This is a genomic window from Agromyces sp. ISL-38, from assembly GCF_018613935.1.
GTDB lineage: Bacteria > Actinomycetota > Actinomycetes > Actinomycetales > Microbacteriaceae > Agromyces.
The window spans coordinates 323,831-335,421 of record NZ_JAGGPF010000009.1; the positions used below are offsets into that span (position 1 = coordinate 323,831).

The following is an 11,591-nucleotide window of genomic DNA, read 5'->3' on the forward strand; positions in this document are numbered from 1 at the left end:
CTCGATTCGCGTCGCCTTCGGCGGCGCTACTCGACCACCGCAGGTCAGGCTGCCAGCTGCACCGTGGCGTTCGGCACGGGGGTGACGGCGAACTCGCCGTCGACCGCATCCACTCGCACGCCCTCGCCGTCGCCGAGCGCGCCGGTGACGAAGAGGTCGGCGATGCGGTCGTCGATCTCGCGCTGGATGACACGACGCAGCGGGCGAGCACCGTACTCGGGCTCGTAACCGCGCTCGGCCAGCAGCGACACCGCGGCATCCGTCACCTTGAAGGCGACCTCACGCGCGGCAAGGCGAGCGGCGGAGGCGCCGAGCATGAGGCGCACGATCTGCTCGAGCTGCGGCTGGTCGAGCTTGCGGAACAGCACGATCTCGTCGATGCGGTTCAGGAACTCGGGCCGCATGGCCTCGCGTAGCTTGCCCATGACGCGGGCGCGCACGTCGTCCTGCGACGAGAAGCCCGATGCATCCGTGGAGTCGGCGACGAAGCCGAGCGCGCCCGACCGCGACGCGAGGAACTCCGAGCCGACGTTCGAGGTCATCACGATCACCGCGTTGCGGAAGTCGACCGTGCGACCCTGGCCGTCGGTGAGGCGTCCGTCGTCGAGCACCTGCAGCAGCAGATTGAACACGTCGGGATGCGCCTTCTCGATCTCATCGAACAGCACGATCGAGTACGGATTGCGCCGCACGCGCTCGGTGAGCTGGCCGGCCTCGTCGTAGCCGACGTATCCGGGAGGGGCGCCGACGAGCCGCGACACGGTGTGCCGCTCGCCGAACTCGCTCATGTCGAAGCGGATCACGGCGGTCTCGTCGTCGAACAGGCTCGACGCGAGCGCCTTCGCCAGCTCGGTCTTGCCGACACCCGTCGGTCCGAGGAACAGGAAGCTGCCCACCGGACGACGCGAGTCGCCCATGCCGGTGCGGTTGCGGCGCACGGCCTTGGCGACTGCGGTCACCGCGTCGTCCTGGCCGATGACGCGACCGTGCAGCTCGCCCTCGAGGTCGCCGAGGCGCTCGCGCTCACTCTCGGTGAGGCGGTTCACCGGAATCCCGGTGGCCCGCGAGATCACCGCGGCGATCTCGGCCTCGTCGATGACGGTGTCGAGAGCCGAACCAGCGAGACCAGCGGATGCTGCAGCGCGGCCGTTCGCGGTCGCCTCGTCGAGCTTCGCCTGCACCTTCGAGATTTCGTCGCGAATGCGCGACGCCTCCTCGTAGTGCTCAGCGCCGACGGCGGCGTTCTTGTCGGCCTCGAGGTCGGCGAGCCGCGCGATGAGCGCGGAGACATCCGTCTTCACGCCGAGCCGCAGGCGCAGCCGCGCTCCGGCCTGATCGATGAGGTCGATGGCCTTGTCGGGCAGCACCCGGTCGGTGAGGTAGCGCGCGCTCAGTTCGACGGACGCCCGCAGCGCGGCATCCGTGTACTCGACGCCGTGGTGCTCCTCGTAGGCGGGGCGCAGGCCCTGCATGATGAGCACGGCGTCTTCGATCGAGGGCTCCCCTACGCGAACCGGCTGGAACCGGCGCTCGAGCGCGGGGTCCTTCTCGATGGTGCGGTACTCCTTGAGCGTGGTCGCACCCACGAGGTGCAGCTCGCCGCGCGCGAGGCGTGGCTTCAGGATGTTGCCCGCGTCCATGCCGCCGTCACCGGCGCCGCCCGCGCCGACGACGGTGTGCACCTCGTCGACGAACACGATGAGCTCGCCCTTGTGCTCGGCGATCTCCTCCATGGTCTTGGTGAGGCGCTCCTCGAAGTCGCCGCGGTAGCGCGTGCCGGCGAGCATGCCGGGCAGGTCGAGCGCGATGACGCGCTTGCCGAGCAGCGCCTCGGGCACCGACTCCTCGACGATCGCGCGGGCGAGGCCCTCCACGATCGCGGTCTTGCCGACGCCGGCCTCACCGACGAGCACGGGGTTGTTCTTCGTGCGGCGGCTGAGGATCTCGATGGTCTGCTCGATCTCGTCGACGCGTCCGATCACGGGGTCGAGCTCGCCGTTCTCAGCTCGCTCCGTCAGATCCGTGCCGAACTTGTCGAGCATCGGGGTCGCGGATGCCGCGTCACCCGTGGATTGAGGAGGCGCGCCAGCGCCGTCTCGAAATCCGCTGTCGTCAACACTCTCGCGCATGCCCTGCGTGAGCGCCTCGGCGGTGACGCCGGCGCGCGCCAGCACCTGGCCGGCGGGGGCATCCTGCCCCAGCACGAGCGCGAAGAACAGGTGCTCGGGGTCGATGTAGGTCGAGCCGGCCGAGCGTGCGACCTGGTAAGCGTGGAACAGCGCGCGACTTGCGCTCGGCGTGATCGTGGCCGCATTGATGTCGGCCACGTCGGATGCCGCGGGCAGGCGCGCCTCGGTCGCCGTGATGAGGCGCTCGGGGTCGACGCCGATACGGGCGATCGCCTGCTTGACGGCTTCGTCCTCGACGATGACGCGCAGGATGTGCAGCGCGTCGAGCTCGGTCTGGCCGCGCTCGAGCGCGAAGCGTCCGGCCTGCTGCAGGATGCCTTGCGTGCGCGCGGTCAGGAACCGGCTGAGGTCGATCGACCGCGCCTGCCTTGCCTGCTCGCCCGCGAGGTAGCGGCTGAGGAACTCGTCGAACGAGTTGGTCTCATCGCCGCCCTGGGGGGTGAAGTCTTCGGGCACCTAGTCCTCCTGGAGTGAAACTTGAGTTGGGTACGCTCAAGTTCAACGCGAAGGGGGCGCGTGTATTCCTGCGGGAGAGAACGATCCTCGCACCCTTCGTGCAGATCAGGTATTCGGGCGCCACTCGTTCGCATCCAGGAGCCACCACGTCGCACCGATTCGGGCCAGCGTCGACTGCACTGCTGCGAAGTGCAGGAGCGGCCTGATCACGATCTCGGGAACATCAGCCCGTCGAAGCTGCGCATCCCATTGAACTAGTCGACGTCGAAGCTCAGGCTCTCTAACGACTGCCGCAGACCCGAGGTCTCGCATGTGATCGACAACGGTACTTACCCGGGCAATGTCGCCGGGATAGGAATCAATCGCTTGGTCGTCTTTCGATTGCACCGAGACGAATATCGAATTCAGCAGCTCGAAACGTGCCGCCGCACCGTCCGGATTTCTTTTTCCGTGGGTACCCCCGGCCTTATAGGTCCACACTGAGTGACCAGCCAGCGCTGACGGAGCAACGTGACCTGACTGCGAAATCACCGAACCGGACACCTGTGCTGCCTCGAGCTGACCCAAGGTGTGAAAGGCAGGAGCGGCATATCTCACCACGGCCCGTCCAGCAAGCGTCACCTCCAAGCGCTTCAACGTCGCCTGCTGGAGCCGTTCCCTTTGAAAGCGGTAGAAGGGCGCCCTCCACAAGTGCCATTGACTTGCCCGTGCGCCGTGCATGTACTCAGGGCGTTTGAATTGGAGGATGAGGCTCACGGCCACCGTCGGGAGGCGTGACATTCGCAACAACCCTCCCGGGGCCCGTTCTCAATACTTCGGGAGTAGTACGATCCCGCGGGGTCGCGGTGCGCTCAATACCCGCCAGAGCAAGTGGTCCGGTCCAGGATTGGCTGCTGCGTCGAACCCCACTATCTCTTCCAACACCTGTGACGGTGAGTAGACAGTTGGTGTACCGCCCGCCCCGCTGGCAAGTTCGATGTCGTATGCGATCTCGTAGGCTTTCTCAGCGAACTCGGCAACCGTCACAAATACAGATTGACCTATCGACCCATGGAGTACAACGACGAGCCGACACCATGCGCACCCTCGACTCGGCGCTTGAAATCGATGTGCGGCTCCTCCGAATTGGGGGTGCGCGGATGCCTGGATTTCTTGCACACTTCCCATATCCTCGGCAGTATGCGCCGTCGCCGGGCCGGCACACCTGGAGGGTGAAATGGACGTTGCAAGTACTGTGACTGCCGCATGGCATGGGGTGGAGAGCGCAGACATCCCCGAGGGCTTCCGAGAGGTCGCATTCAGGGAGGTACTCCGCTACCTCCTTGAGCCGGCGGCCCCTCCGCAGGCGCAGCCGCGCCAGCTGGCCGCCCCCACGGGCGAAGGCAAGGCGAACGCAACAGTCGCTGACGCATCGGTAGATGTAGTCGACGAGGCGGCCGCAGTAGCTGCCGTCGCTGAGCATACCGGCGTCGGCGCGGAGAAGCTCGAACGGCTGTTTCACATCGATAACGGAGTGGTGAAACTGCTTGTCAACCACCAATCGCTTGGAGGCAACGCCGCCGACAAAACGCGCGCGACAGCCCAAGTTGTCACCATTGTCCGCAAGATTGGCATGGGTCTCACCGAGACCCCGTTCGACGTAATTCGAGAGGAATGCGTGCGAAAGCACTTCTACGACCCGAAAAACTTCGCCAGCGCCCACCTTCCAGCCATTGAGGGATTTGCGGTGAAGGGAGACGGTAAGAACCGACGGCTCGAAGCTCGGAGTGGTGGAGTGACCGCGTTTCCTGCCCTCGTCGACAAAATACTTGGCGAGAAATGACAGATCTCGACGCACACGTCTAACAGGACTTCGCCGTCGGAGCCAGGCCACCGCTCCCGGGCTGGCCGAGGTTTCATCTACGCAGGCACGCCTACAAGTGACCACTGGCTTCGAAACGGTCCTTGAGACGGCTCACCCCTGGTCGCCCGGTGGTACTAGAGAGTGCGCTCGATTCCATATGGATCGCTTCGTGGGACTCCAATCCCGAGAGACGCAGACGGGCCCCTCGCGGACGAGTCCACGCGACGCAAGGCTTGACAATCGGATAGTCGCTTCGTTCGTCACGATCCTGCTGCGACCAGAGCCTCGGCGACAGCGACACCTGGCGGCAGCAGACGCACGGTTCGTTTGGACGCGTCGTAGTCGATGAGCCGGTCCTTGTGGAGTTGCTTCAACACGTCTTTGCGGAACGACGGCAGACCGGGATGCTCCAACCACCGGAATACGTCCGCCTCAGCGATTTCGCCCGTCTCGGTCAGCAGTAGCAGGAGCGCTTGCTGCTTCCAGGTGAGCCCTTTCCGCAGCACACGCTTCTTGTCCCCGTGCGTCCAGACCCACGCGACTTCCCGCTCGACCAGTCCGTCAACGATTGCGGTGGCTTCCTCGGTCGTCAACGTGTGAAGCAGGCGCACCAACTCCGCCATCAGCCACTTGGACGCGTACAGCACCGCCGTCGCGTCCATGTGATTCGGGTCGACCTCAGCGCCGGCGTGGCCGACGCCGCGGTTGTTTCGGATGTCGTACAAGCCGATCATCATCCGTGGGATAAGGATTCGCGCCGACCGACTGTTCGGCACTTGCTGGTAGACACTCTCCATCTCCCAACACTTGTTGGGGAACCGGCTCGGCTTGTCCGCACGCGCCGGGTAGTTGCCGCCCCCCAGCCAGCCCTTGCAGATCGTGTAGACGGTCTCGCATAGCTTGCCCCCATTCAATTCCGAGGGCTCCCAACGATGCTCACGGTAGTTCTTGACGATCTCGTTGAACGCGCTCACGAGGTCGTCGCGCAGGGTGGTCGGCAGGACAGAGAACGCGTCCTCTGGCGCGAGGCCCACGTCAGGCGCCCTCGCCGCGCAGCATGCCCTGCACGTACACCAGGCCCTCGTGCGTCACCTTGTAGGTCTTGCGAGCCTGCTTAGCGTTGCCCGACTTCTGCAGCTGGATGATCCGCTGCGGCTTCTTCCGCATGTTACTGGTCAGTGCGTCAGTAATGTTGCCGATGGCGTGGCCCAAGTTCTTGAGTTCCTTCTGCAGCGCCGCAGACTGCCATGCACTCTGCCCCTGGATCGCCTGCAGCCAGTACGCGGCAACGAGCGCCTTATCAGGCTCGGACCTCGGCTGCGCCTTTGCGAACAGTTCCGCGAAGTGCTCGTACACCGGCGCTTCATCGGCGATCTCCTCGTCGGTGATCTCCTGGTCCGAACCGTCGTCGTACTCAGTTGCAATCCCGCCACCGCGACGACCACCGGTCGGCACGTTCATGACTACGCCGTACCGTTCTGCTGCCCAGCGCAGGACACGCCCCTGCGCGTCGTCTTCCAGGTCGGCTAGCGCCGTGGCGACTGTCGACATGGCATCGATCTCTGGGTCTCCCATTGCTCCTCCAAATGCTCAATATACGAACAGCATATCACGCGTTATTGGCCCCAATGTATGTGCACATTGGTCGAATGGCGGGCCGCACTTTGAGATTGTCCTCGCCGATGACGGAACTCCGAAAGGGCGTCGGCGCGGTCGCATCAGGACCCATCGCGCTCTGCTTCTCGAGTGAGGACATTCGCAACGAAGATGCGCATCACCCACCCGATGAGGATGCCTGTGTTCCAGCAGATGACCGTGCGGAGTTGGGGACCGCTACCGGCGGCTCGACTGCTCCAAGAGGAGCGATTGGCCTAGCTCGCGCTAATGGTCATCAGCCGACCGGAGGCGTGGGCGGCGGAACCCTCTCGTTGACGAGGTGATCCACGTGTCGTCCTTGTACCGTCTACCTCATGACCCATCCCCGCACCGCGATCACCGGCGGCACCGGCTTCGTCGGACGCCACCTCGCCGAACGACTCGGCGCCGAGGCATCCGTCATGATTTCGCGACGCACCGGCGTCGACACCGGCGATGTCGACGCGCTCGCCCGCGCGTTCGCGGGGTGCGAGGTCGTCGCGCACTGCGCGGGAATCAACCGTGAGATCGGCGACCAGACGTACCAGCGCGTGAACATCGAGGGCACCGCGAACGTCATCGAGGCCGCGAAGCGGGCCGGGGTGCGCAAGGTCATCATGCCGAGCTTCCTGCGGGCGCGACCCGACTGCGGATCGCCGTACCACGAGTCGAAGTGGGCAGCCGAAGAGCTGATCCGCGACTCGGGACTCGACTACACGATCCTCAAGGCCGGCATGATCTACGGCCGCGGCGACCACCTCATCGACCACTTGAGCCGCACCGTGCAGACCCTGCCGGTGTTCGCGACGGTCGGCTTCCGCGAGAAGCCGATCCGGCCGATCCCGATCGAGGACCTCATCGACATCCTCGAAGCCGCGGTCAATGATCGGATGCCGCGTGAGACCGTCGCCGTCGTCGGCGCCGAGCAGCTCCTTCTCTCGAAGGCCGTGCGGCGCGTGGCATCCGTCCTCGGCCGCCGTGTCGTCGTGGTGCCGTGGCCGGTGTGGGCGCAGTACGCGCTCGCGCAGGTGACCGAGTGGACCATGACCGTACCGCTCATCGCGAAAGCCCAGGTGCGCATGCTCGCCGAGGGCGTGACGGATGCCGCACCGCCCGCGGCATCCGTACCCGACGACCTGTTGCCGCGGCGGATGTTCACCGACGAGCGGATCCGCGGCGCGCTGCCTGAGCCCGGCGGATTCGGATGGCGCGACCTGCGGGTCAGCCGCTGAGGCAGCACTCTCGCCGCCGGGAAAGCAAACGAGCGACGTGACCGCAGTACGCTCATCAAGCACCAATGAAAGGCGGCATCGAGTGGTCACAGGCGAGCTACGCAGCAAGGTCGATCGCGTCTGGGACGCCTTCTGGTCGGGCGGCATCGCGAACCCGGTCGAGGTGATCGAGCAGATCACCTACTTGCTGTTCATCCGCCGTCTCGACGAGACCCACACGCGCGAAGAGCGCCGGGCGACCCGCACAGGCGAGCCGATGCAGCGTCGCATCTTCCCCGAGGGCAACGACGACACCGGTCGTATCTCGCGCCCCTACAACGACATGCGCTGGTCGGTATTCACGAACCGCGCCCCGCAAGAGATGTTCGAGATCGTCGACGGGCATGTATTCCCGTTCCTGCGCCGGCTCGGCGGCGAGGGCTCGAGCTACGCACGCAACATGAAGGACGCGCGCTTCACCATCCCCACCCCTGCGCTGCTCGCGAAGGTCGTCGACCTGCTCCGCGACATCCCGATGGATGACCGCGACACCAAGGGCGATATCTACGAGTACATGCTCGCGAAGCTGTCGCAGAGCGGACAGAACGGCCAGTTCCGCACGAGCCGTCACATCATCAAACTCATGGTCGACATGACGGCGCCGCGCCCTGATGACCGCATCATCGACCCGGCCGCCGGCACAGCCGGCTTCCTCGTGATGGCGAGCGAGTACCTACGCGAGCACCACCCCGAGGTCGAGACGGATGCCTCGGTGCGCGAGTTCTTCAACACCAAGGCGTTCACGGGCTTCGATTCGGATGCCGCGATGGCGCGCATCGCGAGCATGAACATGCTGCTCCACGGAGTCGAAGAGCCGGTGATCGAACGAGGCGACTCGCTCGCTGAGGGCCACCCTGCGAGCGCCGATTACACCCTCGTGCTCGCGAACCCGCCGTTCGCCGGCAGCCTCGACTACGAATCGACGGCGAAGGACCTGCAGCAGGTCGTAAAGACGAAGAAGACCGAGCTGCTCTTCCTCGCCCTCATGATCAAACTCCTGAAGAACGGCGGACGCGCCGCCGTGATCGTGCCCGACGGCGTACTCTTCGGCTCATCGAATGCGCACAAGGCGCTGCGCAAGATGCTCATCGATGACCACAGGCTCGACGCGGTCGTGAAGCTACCCAGCGGAACCTTCAAGCCCTACACGGGTGTCTCCACTGCAATTCTCTTCTTCCAGAAGACCTCGTCGGGCGGCACCGATCACGTCTGGTTCTATGATGTGCGCGCCGACGGCTTCACCCTCGACGACAAGCGCACGCCGATCGAGGCGAACGATCTGCCCGACGTGCTCGCTCGATGGAGCAGTCTCGATGCCGAAGCCGATCGGCCGCGAACAGCCCAGTCGTTCCACGTACCGAAGGACGAGATTGTCGCCAATGCATACGACCTGTCGCTCAACCGCTACAAGGAAGTCGAGCACGAGGAGGTGGAGCACCGCTCACCCGACGAGATCCTCGACGAACTCGAGGCCCTCGAACTCGAGATCGCCGACGGTCTGCGTTCGCTCCGGGAGACGCTGGCGTGAGCAGAGTGAGAGTACGCGAAGTCGTCTCGGTGCTCGGCGGCGGTACACCTCGCAGGTCTGTGCCGGAGTACTACGGTGGAGACATCCCGTGGGTGACGCCGAAAGACATGAAGCAGCGCATCATCATCGGTGCTCAGATCAGTCTCACCGAGGAAGGGGTAAACAACTCCCCGGCTAAGGTCGTGCCGCCCGGATCCGTACTCGTCGTCGTTCGCTCAGGTGTTCTCAAACACACGTTGCCTGTCGCCCTGACAACCAAGCCCGTCACCCTGAATCAGGACATGAAGGCCCTTGTACCCGCGGCAGAAGTCGACGCGAGATACCTCGTTCACATGGTGAAGGCTCTCGAATCAACCGTTCTCAGCTGGGTTCGAGCAACGACCGCTGACAATTGGCCGATCGACAGCCTCCTCGATCACGAAATCAGTCTCCCGGGCCTCCGAGAACAACGCCGCATCGCCGCGATCCTGGACCAGGCTGACTCGCTCCGCGCGATGCGGTGTATTACCGTTAGGCGCCTCGAGCTACTCGCCCAAGAGCTCTATGAAAGCCAATTTGCTACAGCCCCGCGCAACGCAGTACTTTCAGATGCGATCGCGAGCCTTACAGGTGGCAAGAACCTCGTTGGTGGAGACGATAGTTGCAACAGTCGGCGGGTGCTGAAAATCAGTGCCGTAACGAGCGGCACCTATCGGGAGACTGAGAGTAAGCCCCTCCCAGATGGCTACGAACCACCCTCAGACCATCTCGTCCGCCCGGGTGATGTATTGATCAGCCGCGCGAACACTTCTGCACTGGTCGGCGCCTCTGCTCTCGTCGGGTCAACCTCAGGAAACATGGTCCTCCCCGATAAGCTCTGGCGCGCGACACCTCACGTCCATGTCAGCCCCACCTTCCTCGTCGCGACACTCCAGGCACGCCGGGTGCGCTCTGAAATCTCGGCCCGCGCAACCGGTACAGGCGGCTCGATGAAGAACATCTCGAAGCCGAGGCTCCTGTCGACTCCCATTCATCTCCCACAACTAGCGATTCAGCAGCGCTTCGCCGAGCAGGTTCTGGCAACCCAACGCGCACGAGAAGTTGCGATCGCCCACCTCGAGTCATTCGACGTCCTTTTCGGTTCGCTCCAGCACCGCGCCTTCCGTGGAGAATTGTGACCGAGACATCCGCTCGCCCAGTGCCCGGCTTCAGCGGCGACTCACCGCGCGACATCGAACAGCGCTTCGCGGCGGGTGAGCTCACCGAGGCGCAGGTCATCAATGAGCTCGGCCGGTGGGAGTATGCCGAGGCGGCCGACCCGACAAGTACGACGGTCTGTGGGAGCCTGGCGCCGGCAGTTGGTTCGACGCGGAACACGCACACAGTTCCGGTCTCATCACCGACGAGATCTACGGCGCTGCGCAGGTGCTGCGACATGTTCGCCGGAAGGGCTTCAGCGGCTCGCGGGCGGCGAGCTTAGCTACACGAAAGATCGAACGGCTCAACCGCCGGAGCGGTCGGGCCGCCATGGGTTGACGGCCCGACTCGCCCCTACAGCCTGATCAACACGTACCCGCGCCGGATCGACTCCTGCTGATTGTCACGCAGTTCTCGGTCGACGCCGTCCTCGAGGTCGGTCGGCAGCGGGCATCCGCCGGCTCCGGAGCCACCGCCGTGGTTCGAGTGCGGGCAACGAAGGTTCGGGTGAACGCCCGCACGACGAGCCGGAACACAGAGCATGAAGTCCGTTCCGTCGCGGCAGATGATGCGGGTGACGACGAGCTGTCGTGGCATGGTCATCGGACTCACCCGACCTTGCGCCAGTCGCCGCAGCGGCTCGACTGGAAGTCCTGACCCCCGCCGACCGTCACGCGCAGCACGCCTGCCTTGCCGAGGTCGTTGTCGACGATGTCGGAGTAGTTCGAGCCGGTCGTCGTGATCGACCAGTAGCATCTGGTGCCGGTCGCGTTCGCCTCGTACGTGCCCGGCTCCATCGTGAGGCCGACGGTGTAGGCGTGGCCGTCCTTGAGAGTCGTGGCCATGACGTGCTCCTCGGTCGCCTTCACGGCGGCCTCGCGCGCCGCGATCTCCTCTTCGAGCTTCGCCACCGCGATCTCGCGCTCGGCCACCTTGGTCTCGTTGTCGCGGTACTCATCGCGCGATTCGGTCATCGACGCGAGTTCCTGCTCGAGATCGGTGACCTGCGTCGATAGGTCGGATGCCTCCGACGCGGTCGCGCCGAGAGCATGCGACAGGTTCGCGGCCGTCGCGATCGCGATGCCGAGGCCCACGAGCGTGAGCACGAGGAGCGCCGTCAGCACGAGGGTCGAGCGGCGAACACGGCGGGCCTTCGGGGAGTCCGCGACCGGCGCGGCGTCCGTCGGCGGCGTCTCGGGATCCGCGGCGGTGTCGGGGGCGGCGAGCGCGGCCGGCTGGGCGGCGTCGCTCGTCTCGGGAGTGTCGGTGTTGTTCGTGTCGGACATGATCGTCTCCTGGGCGCACGGCCCGCTTCGTGACATCCGGATGCATCACCCGAACGACTGCCGACCGTGCGAACGGCAAGTAGAGCAGACTCTCGGCACCCACTGACATTCGCCAACGCACCGACCAGGAGCGCAACTGAATTTTCGAATCCGCCGGGCGATGCGCGCAAATACAGCCACAACCATTCCACGCCAGTTCCGCGAAAT

At 64.9% G+C, this 11,591-nt stretch carries 10 protein-coding genes; 4 read left to right on the forward strand and 6 right to left on the reverse strand.

Annotated features, from left to right (window positions below):
- Positions 1-44 precede the first annotated feature (44 nt).
- Positions 45-2,645, reverse strand: coding sequence for an ATP-dependent Clp protease ATP-binding subunit (locus J7E25_RS08955; protein WP_214869781.1), 2,601 nt, complete (start codon positions 2,643-2,645; stop codon positions 45-47).
- 105 nt (positions 2,646-2,750) lie between these two features.
- Positions 2,751-3,401: a hypothetical protein gene (locus tag J7E25_RS08960; protein ID WP_214869782.1), complete on the reverse strand. Its 651-nt coding sequence runs from the start codon at positions 3,399-3,401 to the stop codon at positions 2,751-2,753.
- A gap of 460 nt (positions 3,402-3,861) precedes the next feature.
- On the opposite strand from J7E25_RS08960, the gene J7E25_RS08965 reads away from it, so the two are divergent.
- Positions 3,862-4,467: a hypothetical protein gene (locus J7E25_RS08965; RefSeq protein WP_214869783.1), complete on the forward strand. Its 606-nt coding sequence runs from the start codon at positions 3,862-3,864 to the stop codon at positions 4,465-4,467.
- 281 nt (positions 4,468-4,748) lie between these two features.
- Here the strand turns inward: J7E25_RS08965 and J7E25_RS08970 are convergent, their stop codons facing one another.
- Together J7E25_RS08970 and J7E25_RS08975 are read right to left on the reverse strand one after the other, a co-directional pair.
- A complete protein-coding gene (locus J7E25_RS08970; RefSeq protein WP_214869784.1) occupies positions 4,749-5,522 on the reverse strand; it encodes a hypothetical protein in 774 nt (257 codons plus the stop codon).
- Between the two features lies 1 nt (position 5,523).
- Positions 5,524-6,063 carry a hypothetical protein gene (locus tag J7E25_RS08975; protein ID WP_214869785.1) on the reverse strand — a complete coding sequence of 180 codons (540 nt, stop codon included), beginning with the start codon at positions 6,061-6,063 and terminating at the stop codon, positions 5,524-5,526.
- 395 nt (positions 6,064-6,458) lie between these two features.
- Here J7E25_RS08975 and J7E25_RS08980 point away from each other — a divergent pair, with 395 nt between their 5' ends.
- The 3 genes from J7E25_RS08980 (at position 6,459) to J7E25_RS08990 (ending at position 10,079) form a co-directional block, all read left to right on the forward strand.
- Positions 6,459-7,355, forward strand: a complete 897-nt coding sequence (locus J7E25_RS08980; protein ID WP_214869786.1) for an SDR family oxidoreductase — start codon at positions 6,459-6,461, stop codon at positions 7,353-7,355.
- Positions 7,356-7,437: 82 nt separating this feature from the next.
- On the forward strand, positions 7,438-8,922 hold the full coding sequence (locus tag J7E25_RS08985; protein WP_214869787.1) for a class I SAM-dependent DNA methyltransferase: 1,485 nt from the start codon (positions 7,438-7,440) through the stop codon (positions 8,920-8,922).
- A gap of 5 nt (positions 8,923-8,927) precedes the next feature.
- Positions 8,928-10,079 carry a restriction endonuclease subunit S gene (locus tag J7E25_RS08990; protein WP_308164491.1) on the forward strand — a complete coding sequence of 384 codons (1,152 nt, stop codon included), beginning with the start codon at positions 8,928-8,930 and terminating at the stop codon, positions 10,077-10,079.
- Positions 10,080-10,452: 373 nt separating this feature from the next.
- On the opposite strand, the gene J7E25_RS08995 is transcribed toward J7E25_RS08990, so the two are convergent.
- Positions 10,453-10,701, reverse strand: coding sequence for a hypothetical protein (locus J7E25_RS08995; protein ID WP_214869789.1), 249 nt, complete (start codon positions 10,699-10,701; stop codon positions 10,453-10,455).
- 5 nt (positions 10,702-10,706) lie between these two features.
- On the reverse strand, positions 10,707-11,384 hold the full coding sequence (locus J7E25_RS09000; protein ID WP_214869790.1) for a hypothetical protein: 678 nt from the start codon (positions 11,382-11,384) through the stop codon (positions 10,707-10,709).
- Positions 11,385-11,591 lie beyond the last annotated feature (207 nt).